At 60.3% G+C, this 20,568-nt stretch carries 22 protein-coding genes and 1 other RNA gene; 16 read left to right on the plus strand and 7 right to left on the minus strand.

Features of this window, described 5'->3' with window-relative positions:
* Positions 1-14: 14 nt before the first annotated feature.
* A complete protein-coding gene (locus ACRQ1B_RS02285; protein ID WP_432292046.1) occupies positions 15-1,001 on the minus strand; it encodes an ADP-ribosylglycohydrolase family protein in 987 nt (328 codons plus the stop codon).
* Positions 1,002-1,136: 135 nt separating this feature from the next.
* Between ACRQ1B_RS02285 and ACRQ1B_RS02290 the strand changes: the two genes are divergently transcribed.
* Both ACRQ1B_RS02290 and ACRQ1B_RS02295 read left to right on the plus strand, forming a co-directional pair.
* Entirely contained in the window at positions 1,137-1,370 is a 234-nt protein-coding gene (locus ACRQ1B_RS02290; protein WP_432292047.1) for an AbrB/MazE/SpoVT family DNA-binding domain-containing protein, read from the plus strand.
* Positions 1,367-1,771 carry a type II toxin-antitoxin system VapC family toxin gene (locus ACRQ1B_RS02295; RefSeq protein WP_432292048.1) on the plus strand — a complete coding sequence of 135 codons (405 nt, stop codon included), beginning with the start codon at positions 1,367-1,369 and terminating at the stop codon, positions 1,769-1,771. Before ACRQ1B_RS02290 ends, ACRQ1B_RS02295 begins: the two co-directional genes overlap by 4 nt.
* Before the next feature lie 9 nt (positions 1,772-1,780).
* Here the strand turns inward: ACRQ1B_RS02295 and ACRQ1B_RS02300 are convergent, their stop codons facing one another.
* Together ACRQ1B_RS02300 and ACRQ1B_RS02305 are read right to left on the minus strand one after the other, a co-directional pair.
* Entirely contained in the window at positions 1,781-3,634 is a 1,854-nt protein-coding gene (locus ACRQ1B_RS02300; protein ID WP_432292049.1) for a potassium/proton antiporter, read from the minus strand.
* Positions 3,635-3,926: 292 nt separating this feature from the next.
* The gene (locus ACRQ1B_RS02305) at positions 3,927-5,306 is read right to left on the minus strand and encodes a GntP family permease (protein ID WP_432292050.1); all 1,380 of its coding nucleotides are present in this window, start codon (positions 5,304-5,306) and stop codon (positions 3,927-3,929) included.
* 416 nt (positions 5,307-5,722) lie between these two features.
* Between ACRQ1B_RS02305 and ACRQ1B_RS02310 the strand changes: the two genes are divergently transcribed.
* The 3 genes from ACRQ1B_RS02310 (at position 5,723) to ACRQ1B_RS02320 (ending at position 7,502) form a co-directional block, all read left to right on the plus strand.
* Positions 5,723-6,346, plus strand: a complete 624-nt coding sequence (locus ACRQ1B_RS02310; RefSeq protein WP_432292051.1) for a GntR family transcriptional regulator — start codon at positions 5,723-5,725, stop codon at positions 6,344-6,346.
* Positions 6,347-6,472: 126 nt separating this feature from the next.
* Positions 6,473-7,051 (plus strand): biotin transporter BioY, encoded by a 579-nt coding sequence (locus ACRQ1B_RS02315; RefSeq protein WP_432292052.1) that lies wholly within the window; start codon positions 6,473-6,475, stop codon positions 7,049-7,051.
* 10 nt (positions 7,052-7,061) lie between these two features.
* The gene (locus ACRQ1B_RS02320; RefSeq protein WP_432292053.1) at positions 7,062-7,502 is read left to right on the plus strand and encodes a DUF1284 domain-containing protein; all 441 of its coding nucleotides are present in this window, start codon (positions 7,062-7,064) and stop codon (positions 7,500-7,502) included.
* A 244-nt stretch (positions 7,503-7,746) separates the two neighbouring features.
* Here the strand turns inward: ACRQ1B_RS02320 and gap are convergent, their stop codons facing one another.
* Entirely contained in the window at positions 7,747-8,757 is a 1,011-nt protein-coding gene (gap, locus tag ACRQ1B_RS02325; RefSeq protein WP_432292054.1) for a type I glyceraldehyde-3-phosphate dehydrogenase, read from the minus strand.
* Positions 8,758-8,840: 83 nt separating this feature from the next.
* The gene (gene tkt / locus ACRQ1B_RS02330; RefSeq protein WP_432292055.1) at positions 8,841-10,814 is read right to left on the minus strand and encodes a transketolase; all 1,974 of its coding nucleotides are present in this window, start codon (positions 10,812-10,814) and stop codon (positions 8,841-8,843) included.
* Positions 10,815-11,141: 327 nt separating this feature from the next.
* Between tkt and ACRQ1B_RS02335 the strand changes: the two genes are divergently transcribed.
* The 4 genes from ACRQ1B_RS02335 (at position 11,142) to ACRQ1B_RS02350 (ending at position 12,423) form a co-directional block, all read left to right on the plus strand.
* A complete protein-coding gene (locus tag ACRQ1B_RS02335; protein ID WP_432292056.1) occupies positions 11,142-11,414 on the plus strand; it encodes a DUF4164 domain-containing protein in 273 nt (90 codons plus the stop codon).
* A 20-nt stretch (positions 11,415-11,434) separates the two neighbouring features.
* The gene (locus tag ACRQ1B_RS02340; RefSeq protein ID WP_432292057.1) at positions 11,435-11,815 is read left to right on the plus strand and encodes a cell division protein ZapA; all 381 of its coding nucleotides are present in this window, start codon (positions 11,435-11,437) and stop codon (positions 11,813-11,815) included.
* A gap of 110 nt (positions 11,816-11,925) precedes the next feature.
* Positions 11,926-12,084, plus strand: a non-coding RNA gene (ssrS, locus tag ACRQ1B_RS02345) — 6S RNA.
* Positions 12,085-12,216: 132 nt separating this feature from the next.
* Positions 12,217-12,423 (plus strand): hypothetical protein, encoded by a 207-nt coding sequence (locus ACRQ1B_RS02350; RefSeq protein WP_432292058.1) that lies wholly within the window; start codon positions 12,217-12,219, stop codon positions 12,421-12,423.
* Between the two features lie 24 nt (positions 12,424-12,447).
* On the opposite strand, the gene ACRQ1B_RS02355 is transcribed toward ACRQ1B_RS02350, so the two are convergent.
* Together ACRQ1B_RS02355 and ACRQ1B_RS02360 are read right to left on the minus strand one after the other, a co-directional pair.
* Complete coding sequence (locus tag ACRQ1B_RS02355) at positions 12,448-12,732, minus strand: type II toxin-antitoxin system RelE/ParE family toxin (RefSeq protein WP_432292059.1); 285 nt, start codon at positions 12,730-12,732, stop codon at positions 12,448-12,450.
* Positions 12,729-13,037: a type II toxin-antitoxin system RelB/DinJ family antitoxin gene (locus ACRQ1B_RS02360; RefSeq protein WP_432292060.1), complete on the minus strand. Its 309-nt coding sequence runs from the start codon at positions 13,035-13,037 to the stop codon at positions 12,729-12,731. The genes ACRQ1B_RS02355 and ACRQ1B_RS02360 overlap by 4 nt, the downstream gene beginning before the upstream one ends.
* A gap of 216 nt (positions 13,038-13,253) precedes the next feature.
* Between ACRQ1B_RS02360 and ACRQ1B_RS02365 the strand changes: the two genes are divergently transcribed.
* From ACRQ1B_RS02365 to ACRQ1B_RS02395, 7 genes are all read left to right on the plus strand, one after another.
* Complete coding sequence (locus ACRQ1B_RS02365) at positions 13,254-14,750, plus strand: sensor histidine kinase (RefSeq protein ID WP_432292061.1); 1,497 nt, start codon at positions 13,254-13,256, stop codon at positions 14,748-14,750.
* Positions 14,747-15,184: a response regulator gene (locus tag ACRQ1B_RS02370; protein WP_432292062.1), complete on the plus strand. Its 438-nt coding sequence runs from the start codon at positions 14,747-14,749 to the stop codon at positions 15,182-15,184. Before ACRQ1B_RS02365 ends, ACRQ1B_RS02370 begins: the two co-directional genes overlap by 4 nt.
* Before the next feature lie 30 nt (positions 15,185-15,214).
* Positions 15,215-16,249: a sensor histidine kinase gene (locus ACRQ1B_RS02375; RefSeq protein ID WP_432292063.1), complete on the plus strand. Its 1,035-nt coding sequence runs from the start codon at positions 15,215-15,217 to the stop codon at positions 16,247-16,249.
* Between the two features lie 292 nt (positions 16,250-16,541).
* On the plus strand, positions 16,542-17,828 hold the full coding sequence (locus tag ACRQ1B_RS02380; protein WP_432292064.1) for a hemolysin family protein: 1,287 nt from the start codon (positions 16,542-16,544) through the stop codon (positions 17,826-17,828).
* Positions 17,828-18,403, plus strand: coding sequence for a 5-formyltetrahydrofolate cyclo-ligase (locus tag ACRQ1B_RS02385; protein ID WP_432292065.1), 576 nt, complete (start codon positions 17,828-17,830; stop codon positions 18,401-18,403). Before ACRQ1B_RS02380 ends, ACRQ1B_RS02385 begins: the two co-directional genes overlap by 1 nt.
* Positions 18,404-18,451: 48 nt before the next feature.
* Entirely contained in the window at positions 18,452-19,276 is an 825-nt protein-coding gene (locus ACRQ1B_RS02390) for a TIGR00282 family metallophosphoesterase (RefSeq protein ID WP_432292066.1), read from the plus strand.
* A gap of 254 nt (positions 19,277-19,530) precedes the next feature.
* Positions 19,531-20,565 carry an ABC transporter ATP-binding protein gene (locus tag ACRQ1B_RS02395; RefSeq protein ID WP_432292067.1) on the plus strand — a complete coding sequence of 345 codons (1,035 nt, stop codon included), beginning with the start codon at positions 19,531-19,533 and terminating at the stop codon, positions 20,563-20,565.
* The last annotated feature ends 3 nt before the right edge of the window (positions 20,566-20,568 follow it).

The following is a 20,568-nucleotide window of genomic DNA, read 5'->3' on the forward strand; positions in this document are numbered from 1 at the left end:
GTGCGAATGTAAACTTAATTTTCGGAAAATTCGTCGAACTGGCTCTTAACGGCTGGATGCCTTCCGGCGGTCAGCAGCATGTCCGCCAGCTCCACCGCATCCACCGGCCAATAAATCTGCGGCCTCGGCCGATGCACATTCTCCCGCCCTTGTTCCGGCCGGCAGGAGAGTATGCTTTGCCGCCATTGCGTCGGGATCGCCGCCTCTCCATGAACGGCACCGAGCAGTGCTCCGGCGATTGCCGCATTGGTGTCCGTATCACCACCGCCGGCGATTGTCCGCACCACGCCTTCTTCCAGCGACGGGGCAGAGAGCAACTGGAAGAGCGCGTTGCGGAAGGCGATCATCACCCAGCCCTGCTGGTGAGTAAAATCGTTGGGTGGTGCATGTTCCGCAGCCGCGATCACGTCCTGCACGGCTGGAGAAACGCCCAGTTCCTTCGCCCATACCCTGATCGCCTCGTAAAGTTCACGCGGTGTCGGGCCGGTGACGATGGCATGGGAAATGGCGCGGGCGAACAGGTTGTTGATCTGCCGGCAGACCGGGTTGGGATGGCTGATGACTGCATCCTGTTCCGCCCATGCGCCGACCTGTTGCAGCGGCAGGCCTGCGCCAAAAATGCCGAGCGGCGCAATGCGCATCAGCGCGCCATTGGCCTGGCTTTCATGATTGGGCAGATAATCGAGACCGTCGCGCACGGTGTTGCCGATATCGAACGGGCGCGAGTGCAGCCAGTCCTCATAGGCTTTTCGTGCGGCATCCTGAACATAACTGCCGTTGGCAACGATCGAGCGGGCAAGCGCCAGCGCCATTTCGGAATCGTCGGTCGGCTGGCCGGCAATCGTGTTCCATGTGCCGCCATCATGCATTTCGCGCACGCCAAGAGGATATTTTTGGCGGATTTGCTGTGGCGTCTTGAATTCCACCAGAGAACCGAGCGCATCGCCGGACAGTTGCCCGAGCAAACAGCCGACGGCGCGGGAGCGGATTGTGTCGTCCATGATGCGTGGTCCTGACATCTGTTTGTGGTGGCAATGTAGGGCGCGATGTCGAGGCTGCCACTTTGCCGTGCTCAGCTTGAAAGATGTCACACAAGGTAATACCTTGTTTCCGTCCGGTATTACGAGGCACAAGGCATGAGCACGACGGTGACAGCAAAAGGGCAGGTGACGATCCCCAAGGCTGTGCGCGACCTGCTTGGCATCACGCCCGGCAGCAAGGTCGATTTTCATCGGGATGAAGACGGCCGCGTGGTGTTGATGCCTGTAGGCGAGGAAAAGCCGGCCAGTCGCTTCCAGACATTGCGCGGACATGCGGGGGACGGGATTGATACCGATACGATCATGGCGCTGACCCGCGGTGAGCCGTGACGCTTGTCGATACCAATGTCCTGCTGGATCTGGTGACAGACGACCCTGTATGGGCAGGGTGGTCCATCGAACAGTTGGAAAATGCCAGCCTTCGCGGCCCGTTGCTGATCAACGACATCGTCTATGCCGAACTTGCGGTTCGTTATGAGCGTATCGAGGATCTGGATGTATTCATCGCGGATGCTCAATTGGTGATGGCTACGTTTCCGCGGGCGGCGCTGTTTCTCGCGGCCAAGGTTTTTACGCAGTATCGCGGTGCAGGCGGTACGCGTACTGGCGTTCTGCCGGATTTCATGATCGGTGCCCACGCTGCCATCGAAAAGCTGCCTGTGCTGACGCGCGATGTCGGCCGGTATCGCAGTTATTTTCCGACTGTCGAATTGATCACGCCATCAGCTTGATAAGCAGCCTCACTCCCCAGTTGCTGCCTTATCCTGCGCCGCCTTTTCTCGGGCTTCCTTCGCTCGTGCCCGGTAGCGTCTGAGCGTGTCCCGGATGCGGTGGGCGATTTCGCGCATGTTGATGAAAATCGGCAGGCCGGTGGCCGGTTCCACCGGTTCCAGCGAAATGCCCACGCCGCTGATATGGTTCTGCTCGTCGAGATCGCGCACGATTAGGATGATTGAGCCGAGGCGCACGCGGTCGGCATATTCGGCATGACCGCTCAGGCGGTGCAGGATGAGTTCGGAAACGGTCATGCCCTGTTCGGCTGCCGTCAGCAGGCCGGGACCGTAAGCGGCGTCCAGTTCCTTTGCTGGCCGGGCAGGGGAGATGGCGAAGGCGCCGAAAAAGTCGGCATCGTCTTCCTCCGCCGGCAGGCGGCTAGCAAACAGCCGGTCGAGCAGGCGGGAATAACCGGGGGCAATGAACAGGTAGACCTGATCGTTTTCCTTCAGGCGCCCTGCATATTGGTAACGCATGCTGCGGCCGTCGCGGATGACGAGCGAAGGTGTGGCCCAGCGGGGAATGCGCTCGCCGCGCAGAACCGCGCTGTCCTTTGCGACGCGGTAGGTGATCAGTTCGTGATTGGCACGGCCGGGCAGGTCCAGTTCCAGCTTGTCGACCTCGCCGATGCGCGGCGGAATGATCAGCCCGAGTTTTTGCGCCACCGGCTTGATGGTCCAGCCCTGCAGGAGAAGCGAGACGAGAACGATGATGAAGGCGGTGTTGAAATAGACCTGCCCGTGTGGCACCTCGCCCATGACCGGTAGAATGGCAAGCAGGATGGAGACGGCGCCGCGCAGGCCCACCCAGGCGAAAAAGCCGATTTCCTGCTGGGTGAAATCGAAGGGCAGAAGGCTGAGCCACACGGCGATGGGGCGGGCGACAAAGATCAGGAACAGCGCAAGGGCGATGGCCGGCAGCGCGATATCGCCGAATTGCGAGGGGGTGGCGAGCAGGCCGAGGACCAGAAACATGATGATCTGCGCCAGCCATGTCAGCCCGTCCTGAAAGCGACGGATCGCTTCCTTGGCAAAAATCTTGCGGCTGCCCGCATAGATGCCCGCCACATAGACGGCGAGAAAACCGCTGCCACCGAGCGTGCCGGTGAAGGAAAAGACAAGGAGAGCAAGGCCGAGCACGAAGATCGGGGCAAGGCCGCGGTCGGCGGCAAAACGGTTGACGATGGCGACGATCATCATGCCGCCAAGCAGACCAAAGATCAGGCCAAGGCCCATTTCCTGCACGAACTCGGCCAGCAGCTCGATATTGAGGCCGCTGGCGCCATGGCCCAGGCTGACGACCTGCACCAGCGAAAGCGTCAGAAAAATCGCCATCGGATCGTTGGTGCCGGATTCCACTTCCAGCGTCGAGCGCACCTTGTCGCGGATATGGATGCCGCCGATGCGCAGGAGGAAGAAGACGGCCGCCGCATCCGTCGAGGCGACGATGGAGCCGAGCAGCAGGCCTTCCAGCCATGTGAAGCCGAGGAGAAGCGAAGCGGCGAAGGCAAAGATGATCGCCGTGAGCAACACGCCGACGGAGGCGAGTGCCAGCGCCGGCAGGGCGGCGATTTTGAACGAATGGACGGACGTGCCGAAACCTGAATCGAACAGGATGATCGCCAGCGCCAGCGATCCGATCATATAGGCGAGTGGATTGTTGTCGAAGCGGATGCCGAGACCATCCGAGCCGGCGGCAAGGCCGATCATCAGGAAGACGAGCAGAAGCGGTGCGCCGAAGCGGAAAGCGATGAGGCTCGAAAAGGCTGCCGCCAGCACGAGCACCGTGCTCACCAGCAGAATGATGTAAAATGCCTCCACTGCCTGTCTTTCCTTTTCCGTTTTCGGATGTCCGCGTCGTCACAACACTGTCGGGTTTCCGGTCATGGCATCCGCGTTGCGGCATCCGTGAAAACGGGCCGGGCTTCGTCCGTCATGGACGAAAACGGGTAATGCGACGCAGGTCCGGCTCATGCCGGCGGGAATCAGGCAGTGGCCAATAAGGCGGAGGTAAAAGGGGCAAGAGAAGGGCAGAGGGTAAATTTTACATAAGAAAAGCGGGGCGGATTGCTCCGCCCCGCTTTTCCGTGATCAAGGTGCAGAATTGTGGTGCTTATGCCAGCCAGAAGATCAGGCCGGAGAGTGCAAAACCGATCAGGCCCACCATTGTCTGCATCACGGTCCAGGTCTTGAACGTGGTCTTGATGTCCATGTTGAAGAAACGGCCGACCAGCCAGAAGCCTGAATCGTTGACATGCGAGAGCATGACCGAACCGGAGGCAACCGCAATAACGATAGCTGCCAGTTCGAGGCCCTGGTAACCGGCTGCTTGGATGGCAGGCTGCACGAGGCCGGCGGCGGTGATCAGCGCAACGGTGGCCGAACCCTGTGCGACGCGCAGAGCGGTCGAGATCAGGAAGCCCGCGACGAAGACCGGCATGCCGATATCGGCAAGCGCGCCCGACAGGGCGTTGCCGATGCCGGATGCACGCAGAACGCCGCCGAACATGCCGCCGGCACCGGTGATCAGGATGACCGAGCAGACCGGACCAAGCGCGGATTCGACGATGCGTTCGACCTTGATGGCGGCGCGGCCGCGCATCGGACCCAGGGCATAAGAAGCCACTAGAACAGAGATCAGCAGCGCGATCGGCGTTGCGCCGATGGTGCGTGCGAGCTGGAACCAGCCGGCGTCCTTGCTCACCCATTCCTGAGCGCGGGCGAAATCGAGGCCGGTGTTGATGAAGATAAGCAGCAGCGGCAGAACCAGAAGGGCAACGACCAGAGCCGAGCTCGGTGGCGTGATCGTGTCTTCCGAGGACTTTTCTTCGGAAGCATTTTCCGGCACCGGCAGGTCGATACGGTTGCCGATCCATTTGCCGAAGAAGTGGCCGGCAAGGATCCAGGTGGGGATGGCGACGATCAGGCCGACCAGGATCAGCAGGCCGACATCGGCGCCCAGCAATTCGGCGGCAGCAACGGGACCGGGATGCGGCGGCACGAAAACGTGCATGACCGAAAACGCCGTGGCGACCGGGATACCATAAAGCAGAAGGCTGCCACCGAGACGGCGCGCTACGGTGAACATCACCGGCAGCATGACAACGAGGCCGGCATCGAAGAAGATCGGGAAACCGAAGAATAGCGAGGCGATGCCGAGCGCCATCGGCGCGCGTTTTTCACCGAACCGCCGAACCAGGTCATCGGCCAGCGCCTGTGCGCCGCCGGAGACTTCCAGCAGACGGCCGAGCATGGCGCCAAGACCAACGAGCAAAGCCACGCCGCCGAGCGTCGAGCCGAAGGCCGAGGTGAGTGTCGTCAGGATGTTGGCGGCGGGAATGCCTGTGACCAGTGCCGTCAGGAAGCTGACGAGGATCAGCGCCACGAAAGCGTGGACACGAAACTGGATGATGAGAACTAGCAGCAGCAAAACTGCGCCCGCGGCGATGGAAATGAGGGCGCCTGCGCCCAGTGTCTGTTCAAATTCCGGCAAAATCTAACTCCTCCAATGCGCGGCCTGGTCGTCCTGGCCCGTGCATTCGTTGCCTTGATGAATTTATGTGCGTAAGCCCGGTCACGAGCCCGTCGGATTCGCGCCTTACGACAGATTTATGCAGCGCATCAACCGTGTGGCGCGCGCCTTCCAGCCGATTTTAGTGTTTCGAACATATCAAACGATTAGATTTTGAGATTTGGCGTGGCGTCGTCCCTGCTTTCTCTCGCTCAGGCTATTTGCCGGTTCGTTTCTTCCCCACACATGTCGCGCGGAGCCTGCCCGACAAGGAAAAATTGCCTGAAAATATGTGAACTGCTCGTCCGGTTGCGATCGGATCAAGGCAATGTTGGGAAATTGCCATGACTGCTGATACCCACTCGACGCGCGTGTTCGGTTGAATTATCTATAATTTCATGACGACCGCCAAATCAGACACGATCGCCGTCCGTATCAGCCGCATGCTTGCCGAACGCATCATCGCCGGCACGATCGCGGCCGGAGCGAAGCTGCGGCAGGACCATATCGCCGAAGAATTCGGCACCAGCCATGTGCCGGTGCGCGAGGCTTTTCGCCTGCTGGAATCGCAGGGGCTCGTCGTCAGCGAACCGCGTCGCGGCGTGCGGGTGGCAAGCTTCAGTCTCGATGAGGTGAAGGAAGTGGCGGAAATGCGTGCCGCGCTGGAAGTGCTGGCGCTGCGCCATGCCGCGCCGCATCTGACGCGCGCCATTCTCGATGCGGCGGAGGTCGCCAATCATGCCGGTGACAAGGCGGCGGATGTGCATGCCTGGGACGAGGCGAACCGTACATTTCATCGATTGATCCTTGCGCCCTGCGGCATGCCGCGCCTTTTGAAGGCGATCGATGATTTGCAGATGGCCAGCGCACGCCTGCTGTTTTCCGGCTGGCGGGCCGAATGGGAGGCGCCAACCGATCGCGACCATCGCGCCATTCTGGTGGCTTTGCGTGCCGGTGACGTGGAGCAGGCGGCGGCCGTGCTGTCCCGTCATGTTCAGTGGGTCGGTAAAAACCCGCGTTAAAATCAATTTTCTCTCTGTCTAATCAATGTGTTTTGCTGGCCGTGATCATCGCGGCTTGCCAATTTATCTGTCTTGTGGATTCATTAGCTATAGATTCTAAAAATTATCTATAATTTGGAGATCCACATGAACTACCTCTCGACAGATGCACGCACACCGGCCTTCAGCCCGCTTGATTTGCAGAATGCCTCCCTGATCTGGAAGGGCATGGCCGTGCTGCTCGGCACCGGCATTCTGGCTGCCTCTTCCTATATTTCCGTGCCGATGATCCCGGTGCCGATCACCATGCAGACCTTTGCCGTCACCATGATCGGTGCGTTGTATGGCTGGCGTCTCGGCGCGGCGACGGTTATCGCATGGCTGGTCGAAGCCGCTGCCGGCATGCCGGTTCTGGCCGGTGGTGCGTCCGGCCTGCTGCCCTTCATGGGGCCGACGTCCGGTTATCTGTTCTCGTTCCCGATCATCGCGGCGCTAACCGGCTTGCTGGCTGAGCGCGGATGGAACGGCCACCGCCCGGTTCTCGCCTTCATGTCCATGATGCTCGCCAATCTTCTGTGCCTTGCCATCGGCGGCGTTGTGCTCGGCTTCATGATCGGCGCTGAAAAGGCGTTTCTGTTCGGCGTTCTGCCGTTTCTTGTTGGCGCGGTTCTGAAATCCGCGCTGGGCGCTGCGGTGCTGCGCTTGGCTGTTCGGGGCAGGGCTTGAGCCGGTCGGCATGACGGTTCTGTTGCGTCCGCATCATCTCCTTTGCCTGCTGACCTATGTGGGCAAGGGATACACGCCGGCCTTCGTCGCCAACTACGACCGGATTGCCGGCAGGCTTTCGGATGGCGAGGATATCGTTGTCGTTGATGGTCCGGATGATGTCTGTGCGGCTTTGCTCTGCGAACCGGATGCGCATTGTTTCCGCGACAGCGTGCGGCTGCGTGATGCACAGGCGGCGGCGGATGTCGGGGATCTGCTGGATATGAAGATTTCAGCCGGAGTGCTGATCGAGCTGCATGTGGCGCTGCTGGCGCGCATGCGAAAAGCTTTCGCCGGTGGTGTTACGCGAAAAGCCTGTGATGGCTGCGAATGGTCGGAGCTTTGCAGTGGCATTGCGGCCGGGGGATATGGTGAAGTGCGGGTGAGGGCGGTGGCTGAGGTCTGCTCGTAGGTCCCCATTTTCGCCGTCATCCCTGTGCTTGTCACAGGGATCCAGTCAGCCCAAGTCTTTGGGCTGAAAGAAGTCCTCTCACCGCGCCGACGCGCGGTTGCTGGGTCCCGGCTCAAGGCCGGGATGACGGCGGAGGGGTCTGTGCCGCGTGGCTGGGCAATCCGTCGGCATCAGAACGAGTATCACAATCATCAACAAAAAAGGGGCGCTCGCCGCGCCCCTTTCGTCATTCCATCTGGCTCGATCAGATGAGCTTTGCCAGCGCGACCGAGGTGTCGGCCATGCGGTTGGAGAAACCCCATTCGTTGTCGTACCAGGACAGGACGCGCACAAAATTGCCTTCCAGAACCTTGGTCTGGTCGATCGCAAAGATCGAGGAATGGCTGTCGTGGTTGAAATCGCGCGAAACCAGTGGCTCTTCGGTGTAACCGAGAATGCCCTTCAGCTTGCCGTTCGACGCTGCCTTGATGGCTTCGTTGATTTCGGCAGCCGTGGTGTTCTTCTTGGCGACGAACTTGAAGTCGACGACCGAGACGTTCGGGGTCGGCACGCGGATCGAGGTGCCGTCGAGACGGCCCTTGAGATGCGGCAGAACGAGGCCGACAGCCTTGGCGGCGCCGGTCGAGGTCGGGATCATGGACAGGGCTGCGGCGCGGGCGCGGTACAGGTCCTTGTGCATGGTGTCGAGCGTCGGCTGGTCACCCGTGTAGGAGTGGATCGTGGTCATGAAGCCGTGGTCGATGCCGACGGCGTCATCCAGCGTCTTGACGACCGGAACCAGGCAGTTCGTGGTGCAGGACGCGTTGGAGATGACCAGGTGGTCCTTGGTCAGTGCATCGTGGTTGACGCCGAAAACGACGGTCAGGTCGGCGCCGTCGGCCGGGGCCGAAACGATGACGCGCTTCGCGCCGGCGGTCAGGTGCAGGGCAGCCTTGTCGCGGGCGGTGAAGATGCCGGTGCATTCCAGCGCGATGTCGACGCCGAGTTCCTTGTGCGGCAGCGTTGCCGGATCCTTGATGGCGGTAACCTTGATCGGCTTGCCGCCGCCAACGGTGATGGTGTCGCCTTCGACCTTCACTTCGGCCGGGAATTTGCCGTGGATGGAATCGTAGCGCAGCAGGTGGGCATTGGTTTCGACCGGGCCGAGATCGTTGATGGCAACGACTTCGATGTCGGTGCGGCCGGATTCGACAATCGCGCGCAGCACGTTACGGCCGATGCGGCCGAAGCCGTTGATAGCAACCTTAACAGTCATATGAAGCTTTCTCCCTGAATGATGGGGCCTTTATATAGGCCGATGAGATGCCGTCCCAAATTGATCTAGGACGGCATTCCGAATTAAATTTTCGCCTGCGCGGCTGCGACAATTGCGTCAGCCGTGATGCCAAAGTGCTTGAAGACATCCTTGGCCGGGCCGGAAGCGCCAAAGCCCTTCATGCCGATGAACGTGCCTTCCGGACCGATAAACGCATCCCAGCCCTCGCGCACGCCGGCTTCGACGGCGATCTTGACCGGCGACTTTCCGAGGATTTCGGCGCGGTAGGCGTCCGGCTGTTCGAAGAACAGTTCGGTCGAGGGAACGGAAACGACGCGGACGGTCGTGCCCTTTTCGCCGAGCGTCGTGGCGGCGGCAACGGCGAGTTCGACTTCCGAACCGGAGGCGAAGATCGTGACCTTGGCGTCAGCATTGCCGGACAGCGTGTAGGCGCCCTTGGCCGAACGGTTCTCTTCCGAATATTCGGTGCGAACGGTGGTCAGGTTCTGGCGGGTGAGGGCCAGACCAGACGGACGGTCCTTGGTCGAAAGAGCGATCTGCCAGCATTCGGCCGTTTCCACGGCATCGGCCGGGCGGAACATCATCAGGTTCGGGATGGCGCGCAGCGATGCCATCTGCTCGACCGGCTGGTGGGTCGGGCCATCTTCGCCGACGCCGATCGAGTCATGCGTCAGAACGTGGATGACGCGGATGCCCATCAGCGAAGCGAGGCGGATCGGCGGGCGGCAATAATCGGAGAAGATCATGAAGCCGCCGCCGTAAGGGATCAGGCCGCCATGCAGCGCGATACCGTTCATGGCCGACGCCATGCCGTGTTCACGAATGCCCCAGTGCATGTAGCGCCCAGTGAAATCGGACGGCGTGATTGAGACCATCTGGCTGGTCTTGGTGTTGTTGGATGGCGTCAGGTCGGCAGAGCCGCCGATGGTTTCCGGCAGGAAACCGTTGATGACTTCGAGCGCGTCTTCCGATGCCTTGCGGGTGGCAACGGTCGGCTTGGTTTCGGCAAGCTTCTTCTTGTAGTCCGAAATGGCGGCATCGAAGCCGGCCGGCAGATCGCCTGCAAAACGGCGGTCGAACTCAGCCTTGTGAGCGGACTTTTCGAGGCGGCCTTCCCATGCCTTGACGGCATCGGCAGAGCGGGTGCCAGCGGCGCGCCATTCGGAGAGGACGTCATTTGGAACGACGAAGGGCTCGTATTCCCAGCCCAGCGCCTTGCGGGTGCCGGCGATTTCATCCGCACCGAGCGGCGAGCCGTGAACCTTGTGGCTGCCGGCCTTGTTCGGAGCGCCGAAGCCGATGACGGTCTTGCAGGCGATGAAGGTCGGGCGGTCAGACTTGTGGGCCTGCTCGATGGCGTCGGCGATGGCGGCCTGATCGTGACCATCGATCTGGATCGTGTTCCAGTTGACGGCCTTGAAGCGGGCGATCTGGTCGGTCGAATCCGACAGCGAAACGGCGCCGTCGATGGTGATCGAGTTGTCGTCCCAGAAGAGAACCAGCTTGTTGAGCTTCAGGTGGCCGGCCAGCGCGATGGCTTCGTGGCTGATGCCTTCCATCAGGCAGCCGTCGCCGTTGATCACGTAAGTATAATGATCCTGCAGGTCGGAGCCGAATTCGTCAGCGAGCTTGCGCTCGGCGATCGCCATGCCGACGGCATTGGCAATGCCCTGGCCGAGCGGACCGGTGGTGGTTTCGATGCCGGTGGCGTGACCGTATTCCGGGTGACCGGCGGTCTTGGAGCCGAGCTGGCGGAAACCCTTGAGGTCTTCCACCGTCATGTCCGGGTAGCCGGTTAGATAAAGGAGCGAATAGAGCAGCATCGAGCCGTGGCCGGCCGACAGCACGAAACGGTCGCGGTCCGGCCAATGCGGCTTCAACGGGTCGAACTTCAGGTATTTGGAAAACAGCACCGTTGCCACGTCGGCCATGCCCATCGGCATGCCCGGGTGTCCGGAATTCGCCTTTTCGACGGCATCCATGGCAAGGAAACGGATCGCATTTGCCATCCGGTCGTTTTGTTCGCGAGAAGTCATGGCTTATCCACTATCGTCCGAGTGTCGGTCAGCGGGCCCTTGGCGGGCCCTGTAAAGGGAGCGCCTGATCCTTAGCAGGTGCATCGCGCAAGTCAACAAATGGGGGCGTAGCGAAATCCTGCAAGTGCCGCATTTCGACGCAGCCTGCTCACATGTGGTGCAGCCGATCTCAGATGCTAAAAGAACATGTCGATCCACAACATAGAAGGGTTGGTAAAGGCAGTGGTTTATTGACCCGCATCGTGACGGTGCATAATCTGCCATATCTGTTGGACAGTCAGGACATTGCGATTCGTCGCTTTCCTGCATGCACCGGGAAGGCGAAAGATGCCGACGGACAAGTCGTTGGAGCTTGCCATTTCAGATTTGAAGTCCGCCATTGGCGGGCTGGAAAACGCAATCGACGCACGCGCCGAGCGGCAACGCATGGGCGCGGAAGTCGAGGGCGAGGTGCGTCGCGTGCATGCCGACAGGGCGCGCCTTGCGCAGGAACTCGACCAGTCGGAGTTTCGCGCCAACCGGCTCGAAGAGGTCAATCGCGAAGTGTCGCGGCGTCTGGTCACGGCGATGGAAACCATCCGCGCCGTGCTCGATCGGTAAAGAGTGGGATTGAGCATCAGATGGCGCAGGTCACGGTAACGATCGACGGCAAGGCCTATCGCATGGCCTGCGAAGAAGGTCAGGAACAGCATCTCGAAACGCTGGCCGGCCGTTTCGACCAGTATGTCGGGCATCTGAAAAGTCAGTTCGGCGAGATCGGCGATCTGAGGATCACCGTCATGGCCGGCATCATGATCATGGACGAACTGGCCGAACTCAACCGCAAGGTCGAAAATCTGCAGGGCGAGATCGCCAGCCTGCGTGTCAGCGGCGAGGGTGCGGCCGAAGCCAAGGCGCATAACGAGGCGTTGATGGTGTCGGCGGTCGAGGAACTGACGGTGCGGCTGCGCGATATCACCGCAAAATTATCCGCTCGCCCGCCGGAGCCAACCCAAGGCTGATCGTGCCGGGCAAGGCGGATTTTCGCGCCCTGCATTTGTGCTTGAATAAAAACCGCTGGCAACCGCTTGTCGCCTCTGGCGGTGCGTGATGCGACCGCCTATATTGCATCTGCGTTCTGCGCTTCCCGACAGGAACCACAATCCCTGGGGCCATACTCGATCCAAAGGGAGCTGTCCCTGGCCAGGCCTGTGGGCTTGGACATATGGCGCCCACCTACGTTTGTAGGCACCCAGGATCGTAAACCTCCATCGGTTGCCGTGGATCGCACCTGAATTTTCTCGATATTTATCGTGCCGGCACGTGCCCTCCTCATGGGGAGGGCAGGCGTGTATGGCCAATTTTGTGCTTATTCAGAGATGTTGCCAAAAATGTTATCCCCTCACGCCCTGCGTCCCAGGCGGTGCCGCCCTATCTCGCCGTCATGACAGAGGGCAGGACATATACGCCGGAACAGCTGCACCGCATCTACAATGCGCATGTGCGGGTATGCGCCATGCGTGGGGTCGAGCTCGTCAGTGGCGAAGGCAAGCAGATCGCCAAGCGGCTGCTGAGCGAATTCACGGGGTCGGAGGCGGAAGACGATATCGTTCGGAAGTTTCTGTCGTGAGGCGGTTAATGATGGAACGGTTGACTATAGTTCGTCTGGCCAGATTTGTGCGCTATGGAGAATGCGCAAAATCCTGACGCGATCCGTCAGTGCGACATAGGCTGCGATATAGGGGAGGCGAGGAATGACCAGCTCCCGAGTGCCAGCTATGCGTCCCAGACGGCCGCTTTCAGGGAAATCGATGAGGCGGCGGGCAGACCGGACGATTTCTTCATCGACGCGAGCCGCAGCTTGAGGATTTTCCTTCTCGATATGGACAAAGATTGCCTCGCGATCTTCGAGTGCAAATCGTGCCCAAACGAGTTTCATCGATCATCGGTCTCTTTTGTGCCGCGGGCGACCATCCGGCGTGCGCGAAAAACGGTTTCCACTTCTTCGTCATCAACGTCAGGGCGCGTGTCCTGCAAGGCTTCGATGACCTTGGCTTTGAACCAGTTGTCATAAGCTTCGCTATTGCTGATGAGTTCCAGCGGTATGGCGCCCTCATTGGCCGTGCGCGTCAGCAGAATTCTGACGGCATCCGACACCGTCAAGCCCATGTCGGCCAGCACTGCCGCAGCGCGATCCTTGATCTCTGCATCTATGCGGGTCTGGATAAGTGCGTTGGATGCCATGCAAAACTCCTTCGGATCAGACTGTAATTCATATGAATGACAGCGTCCACCGTGACCGAGAAATCTGGAGTGTCAGGCGCATCGTGTCGGCTGATGACGGCATCAATTGCGAAAATGGCGTCTCGCGGTGAGTTCCTACCTGTATGAACCAACCTAACTCCTTGACTTCCATGTCGTCCTCCCCACTTCTGTCTGCGGGGAGATCAAGCCGCACGCATGGCCATTCTGAACAACACTTTCGCGCGCTCGTCGCTGCTCATGCTGCTTGTCGGCGGCGTGATCATGCTTGGTATTGTTTTGTCGTCGTTTTTCCTGGCGCAGAACACCAGTGACTATTTCAACGAGGTAACGCGGCTGCGTGCCGTGCGCACCAATTCTGCCGATCTTCTGTTGCGCGTGCAGGCGGCCGAAACGGCCCAGCGTGGTTACCTTCTCACCCGCGACGCCGCTTTCCTGCGCACTTTCAACGAGGCGCGCGACGCCATTCCGGGCCAGCTCGCAAAGCTGGAGCGCTCGGGAAGTGCCCAGACCTACGCGCCGGTTCCGATCGACGAATTGCGCCAGTTGATCGGCGACAAGATCCACGAGATGGAATCGACCTTCGATCGCATGAACAACAATGACCTGCGCGGTGCCGTTGCCATTGTCCGCAACGATTCCGGCCGGTTGATCATGGAGCGGATGTCCACCATCCTCAACGGCATCATCGGGGTGATGGATACGCGCCTGACCCAGGGCATTGCCGAACTGCGTCGCTCCTCCGAAAGCCTGCAATGGGTCAGCGTCGGCGGTGGTCTCGTCATTCTCATCGTTGTCGGCGGCGCCATCGCCATCGTCGCCCAGCATGTCAGGGCGTTGCAGAAGTCGCGCCAGGAGGTCGAGCTTCTCAATACGGGCCTTGAAGCGCGCGTCGACGAGCGCACCGAAGACCTGATGCGTGCCAATAGCGAGATCCAGCGTTACGCCTATATCGTTTCGCACGACCTGCGCGCGCCGCTCGTCAACATCATGGGTTTCACCAGCGAGCTGGAAACCACCATGAAGGATATCCAGGCCTATGTTCTGGCCGAGGGAATGCCCGGCGAGGAACAGGTCAGGCAGGCACGTTTCGCTGTCGAGGAAGATCTGCCGGAAGCGATCTCCTTCATCCGTTCTTCGACGAAGAAGATGGACGGCCTGATCAACGCCATCCTCAAAATTTCGCGCGACGGGCGTCGCGAATTGAAGCCCGAGCCGATCGATCTTTCCGAAATGCTGGAAGTGACGGCCGCAACCATCAACCATCAGGTTGTCGAGGCCGGTGGTGAGGTCAAGATTGCGGTCAACGCTGCCAAGGGCCTGGTTTCTGATCGCTTTTCGCTGGAGCAGGTGTTTGGCAATCTTTTCGACAATGCCGTCAAATACCGCAATCCGGAAAAGCCGTTACAGCTTTCGGTGCGCGCTTATCCGGTTGGCCGATCTGCGTTGCGCATCGAGGTTGCCGACAACGGACGCGGTATCGCGCCGGAAGACCACGAACGGGTATTCGAACTGTTCCGCCGTTCCGGCTTGCAGGACAAGGCCGGTGAGGGTATCGGTCTTGCACATGTGCGATCGTTAGTCAGAAATTTAGGTGGGGACATTACGGTCACCTCCACGTTGGGGGGCGGGTCTACATTCGTGATCCGTCTGCCCGTGGATTTGTCCCAGTATGTCAGGAGCAACGGGTCATGAAAGCTGCCGGTAAGGAAGTCACCATCGTCATGATCGAGGACGATGAGGGCCATGCCCGCCTCATCGAAAAGAACGTTCGTCGCGCGGGCGTCAACAACGACATCGTTCCCTTCACCAACGGCAATGCCGCACTCGATTACATTCTCGGGCCAGACCGTTCCGGCGATGTGTCGCAGGGCCGTTATCTGCTGATCCTTCTCGATCTCAACCTGCCGGACATGTCGGGTATCGACATCCTGGAAAAGGTGAAGTCCAACCAGCACACCAAGCGCCTGCCGGTGGTCATCCTCACCACCACCGATGACGAGCGCGAAATCCAGCGCTGTTACGATCTCGGCGCCAATGTCTACATCACCAAGCCGGTGGAATACGAGAGCTTTGCCAATGCGATCCGGCAGCTCGGTCTGTTCTTCTCGGTCATGCAGATTCCCTGACCTCTTTTGAATGAAAAGGCCATCGCGCCGATGCCGCAGACCGTTCTTTATATTGATGACGATGTCGCCCTCGGGCGGCTCGCGGAACGGTATCTCGGCCGCGCCGGTTATGTGCTGAAACATGCCGTCGATGGCGCGACCGGTCTTGCGCTTGCGGAAGAGGGCGGCATCGATGCCATCGTGCTCGACCATTATTTGCGCGCTGAGACAGGGCAGGATGTGCTGCGCGGGTTGAAGGAGCGTGGCATCGAGCTACCGGTCATTTATGTGACCGGTTCGAGCGAAGCCACGATCGCGATCGATGCCTTGAAGAACGGTGCGTCGGACTACGTTATCAAGACGGTGGGCGACGAGTTCTGGTCGCTGATGGAAAACGCCATCCGCCAGTCGATTGCCACTGCGGAACTGCGCCGGGCCAAGGAAAAGGCCGAGGCCGAAATCCGCATCGGCAAGGAACGCGCCGAAGTGCTGCTGGCCGAGGTCAACCATCGCGTGGCCAACAGTCTGGCGCTGGTGGCGGCGCTGATCCGCCTGCAGGTGACGAGTAGCCGCAGCGACGAGGTGAAGGAGGCGCTGACGGAAACGCAGGCGCGTATTTCCGCCATCGCCGGCATGCACCGCAGCCTTTATACGTCCGACGATGTGCGCACGGTCGAGATCGACAAGTATCTCGAAACGCTGGTCAAGGAAGTGCAGCGTTCGGTGGAAATGGGCGACAAGGGACCATCGATCCGGCTCGAGGCCGAGGAAATTTCCCTGTCTTCCGATCGCGCGGTTTCGGTCGGCATGATCGTTACCGAGCTTCTGACCAACGCCATCAAATATGCCTATCCGACCGGTACGGATGGAGAGGTGCGGGTCATTTTCAAGAGATCCGACGATACGCATGCGTTGCTGGCGGTGGAAGACGACGGCATCGGCTGTCTCGATGATGCCGCCCCCAAGGGCACTGGTCTCGGCACGCGTATCATCAAGTCGATGGCCTCCACACTCGGCTCCGCCGTGACCTACGTGCCGGTTGCCATCGGCACCCGTGCCGAGCTGCCGATCAACCTTCAGGGCTGACCATCGCTCGGAAAAATGCCTGTTCCGAGATTTCATTTGACGGCCGTCCTTGCCAAGCGGGGATCGCGCCCCTATTCTTGCAGGCATATTGACGGATACAGGACCATGACATCCCTGAACCGGCGACGGTTTTCCGAACGCTGTGTGAGACATTGCTGAGACGCCGGACCCTGCGCTTTGCGTAGGGCTTTTTCCATTCCGGCGTGACGATCGTGGGGCATGAACCGCACGCGCCTCAGCCGGATCCTTCAGTTCCAATCCCCAATTCTTCCATTTAAAAAGAGAGCTTCTCTTGTTAACCGAAATACTTATCGTGGTCTGCCTCACGGTCCTGAACGGTGTTCTCGCCATGTCGGAACTCGCCGTTGTTTCCTCGCGTCCGATCCGCCTCAAGGTGATGGCCGAGCAGGGCAACCGGGGTGCAGCCCGCGCCATCAAGCTGGCCGAAGATCCCGGCCGCTTCCTCTCCACGGTGCAGATCGGCATCACGCTGGTCGGCGTCCTCTCCGGTGCCTTTTCCGGCGCCACGCTGGGTGCCCGCCTGACCGGCTGGCTCGAACTGCAGGGCATGTCGGAAAACCTCGCCGACTGGCTCGGCGTCGGTACTGTGGTGGTGATCATCACCTATATGTCGCTGATCATCGGTGAACTGGTGCCCAAGCAGGTGGCGCTGCGCAATCCGGAAGCGGTTGCCTCGCGCGTTGCGCCGGCCATGTGGCTGCTGTCGAAGATCGGTGCGCCGATTGTCTGGTTCCTGGATATTTCCGGCCGCACGGTGCTGAAGCTTCTCGGCCAGAGCGGCGAGAGCGAGGATCGCGTCACCGATGAGGAAATCCGCACCGTTCTCGCCGAAGCGCAGAGCGCCGGCGTGATTGAAAGCGGCGAAAGCGAAATGATCTCCGGTGTCATGCGTCTGGCCGACCGCACCGCGCGTGGCCTGATGACGCCGCGCCGCGACGTCGAGGTGATCGATACCGAAGACGATGTCGAGGAAATCCGCGCCCAGTTGCGCGATACGCACCGTTCGCGCCTGCCGGTGCGCAAGGGAAGCTCGGACGAAATCATCGGTGTTCTGTTCGTCAAGGACGCCTACGACTTCATGGCCGGCGGCAAGCTGATCGACCTGAAATCCTCGCTGCGTGATGCGCCTGTCGTGTCCGACCTCACCGGTGCGCTCGATGTCATCCAGGCGCTGCGCAAGGCGCCGGCGCATATGGTGCTGGTCTATGACGAATACGGTCATTTCGAAGGTGTGATCACCTCGGGCGACGTTCTCGAAGCGATCACCGGCGTGTTCCAGGAAGACGAGATCGAGGAACCGGCCATCGTACCTCGCGATGATGGTTCCTATCTCGTGGCCGGCTGGATGCCGGTCGACGAATTCGGCCATCAGATGGGCATTTCGATCGAGGAAGACCCGGGTTACGAAACCGTCGCCGGCTTCGTTATCGACGAATTGAAACACCTGCCGGAACTGGGCGAAAAATTTTCGACCCATGGCTGGACATTCGAAGTCATCGATCTCGACGGCCGCCGTATCGACAAGCTGCTGATCAGCCGCGAAAAGGTTGAGGACTGATGGTTTCTTCGCCGGAAAAGGCGGAGCTTCGCAACGGGCGGCTTGCCGCCCGTGATGCCATCCCCGTCGAGCTGCGGCTGGAAAAGAACCTGTCGCTGACCGCTCACGGTCTTGGCGCCATCCCTGTCTCACCCGGCACCATCGTTTCCGGCTTTCTGCCGATCCGCTCCGAAGTCGATCTGAAGCCGCTGATGGCGGCATTGGCGGAAGAAGGCGCACGGCTTTGCCTGCCGGCCATTCTCGACAAGACAACCATCGTGTTTCGGGAATACCGGCCGGATGCGGAACTGATTTCCATGGGGTTCGGCACCTATGGCCCGGCTCCCCATGAGCCGGTTCTCGACCCCGGCATCATGCTCGTGCCGCTCGCCGCATTCGACCAATCCGGCAACCGGATCGGTTATGGCGGCGGTTATTACGACCGCGCCATTCACCAAATGCACCAAAAAGGCCACAATCCGAGGCTGATCGGCATTGCATTCGACTGCCAGGAAGTGGCATCAGTGCCGGTAGAACCTCACGACATCAGACTGGACGCGATCCTGACGGAAAGCGGTTACCGGCCCTTCGCCTGAGAGGGGCGCGGCCGGCATCACCATCTGACAGGCACAGATTGGAATAGCATGCGCCTTTTGTTTCTTGGTGACATGGTGGGCAAGACCGGACGCACGACCGTCTGGGACAAACTGCCGGGCCTCGTCTCCGACCTGAAGCTGGATTTCGTCATCGTCAACGGTGAGAACGCCGCCGGCGGTTTCGGCATCACCGAAGACATCTTTCTCGAGACCATCAATGCCGGCGCCGATGTGGTGACCACCGGCAATCATGTCTGGGACCAGAAGGAAGCCGTCAGCTTCTCCGGCCGCCACGACCAGTTTTTACGCCCGGCCAATTACCCGACCGGCACGCCCGGCAAGGGCTCCGGCGTCTTCTACGCCCGCAACGGTGCGCGTGTGCTTGTTGCCAACATCATGGGCCGTGTGTTCATGCATCCGGAACTGGACGACCCTTTCAAGTCGGCCGAGGCGATCCTTGAAGCCGCGCCGCTGAAGGATCAGGTCGATGTCATCGTTTTCGATTTCCATGCGGAAGCCACCAGCGAAAAACAGTGCTTTGGCCATTTCGTCGATGGTCGCGCCTCCTTTGTCGTCGGCACGCATACGCATGTGCCGACCGCCGATTATCAAATCCTGAATGGCGGCACCGCCTATATGTCGGATGCCGGCATGTGCGGTGATTACGACTCGTCGCTCGGCATGGAAAAGGAAGAGCCGCTCAACCGGTTCATTTCGAAAATGCCGAAGGGCCGTTTTGAGGCGGCATCCGGCCCGGCCACGATCTGCGGTGTCGGTGTCGAGATTTCCGATGCAACGGGTCTGGCGGAAAAGATCGAGCCGCTGCGGATCGGACCGCGGCTGGCGGAGAATATTCCGAGCTTCTGGCGGTGAGGCTTTGAGTTCTGCGTCATCCCGGCCTTGAGCCGGGATCCAGCGGCCACGCGTCCGCGTGACGAAAGAGTCTTTTCAGCCCAAGGACTTGGGCTGACTGGATCCCTGTGACAAGCACAGGGATGACGGTGGAGTTTGCTGTCCGCCACACATTTCTTCTCTCCATCCCCTCAAATCTCACACCTTGGCACCTGTCGCGTGACCGTCATACTGGGCATGTACCGGATTCGGCTCCCTCATACGGAACTCCCGCCATGCCCCCCATCATCCACGCCGACGGCGCGACCAAATGGTTTGCGCAGAAAGTGCCGCAGTCCGGTCTTGCCCGTGCGTTTCGCAATTTCCTTGCGCCCGTCACGCGCGATGTGAAGGCGGTGGACGGCATTTCCTTTGCCATAGAGTCGGGGGAGGCGGTCGGTTATCTCGGGCCGAACGGCGCCGGCAAATCCACGATGATAAAAATGCTGACGGGCGTGCTGGTGCCCACGGCCGGCTCAGTCAATGTGCTCGGCCGCGTGCCGCATGTGGAACGTATCGCCAATGCGCGGGATATCGGCGTCGTGTTCGGCCAACGCAGCCAGTTGTGGTGGGATTTGCCGCTCTATGAAAGTTTTGAACTGCACCGGCGCATCTACCGCGTGGAAAAGGCGCGGTTCAACATCGTGCGGGCGGAACTCATCGATATGCTGCAGATCGGCCCGTTTCTGGAGCGACCGGTGCGACAGTTGAGCCTCGGCCAGCGCATGCGCGGCGAAATCGCCATGACGCTGCTGCACGAACCCAAAATCCTGTTTCTCGACGAGCCGACGATCGGGCTGGATGTCGTCGCCAAGGATGTTGTGCGCAAGCTGCTTTCCCGCATCAACCGCGAGCGCGGCACGACGATCATTCTCACCACCCATGACCTGCGCGATATCGAGGAAATCTGCCCGCGTCTGATCATGGTCGATGATGGCAAGCTGCTGTTCGATGGGCCGCTCGCCAACCTCAACACCACGTTTGGCGCGCGCAAAAAACTGACGCTGGAATTTGCGACGGAACCGAGAACGGTGACGCTGGCCGGTGCCGTGCTGGCAGGCGGCGAGGGCGTCATCCGCACATTCCTTCTTGCCGACGAAAAACGCTCGCTGGTGGAGATCATCGCGGCACTGAAATCCGATGCCGAACTGGTGGATGTGCATCTGCACGAGCCGGATATCGAGGAGGTGATCCGAACCTATTATCAGGCGCGGGAGACGACCTTATCGCCGACAGTTGCTGAAGCCCTGCGCCCGAAACGGGTGGGGTAGCCC

Origin of the sequence: Endobacterium panacihumi, assembly GCF_050847465.1 — a bacterium.
Taxonomy (GTDB): Bacteria; Pseudomonadota; Alphaproteobacteria; order Rhizobiales; family Rhizobiaceae; genus Neorhizobium; species Neorhizobium panacihumi.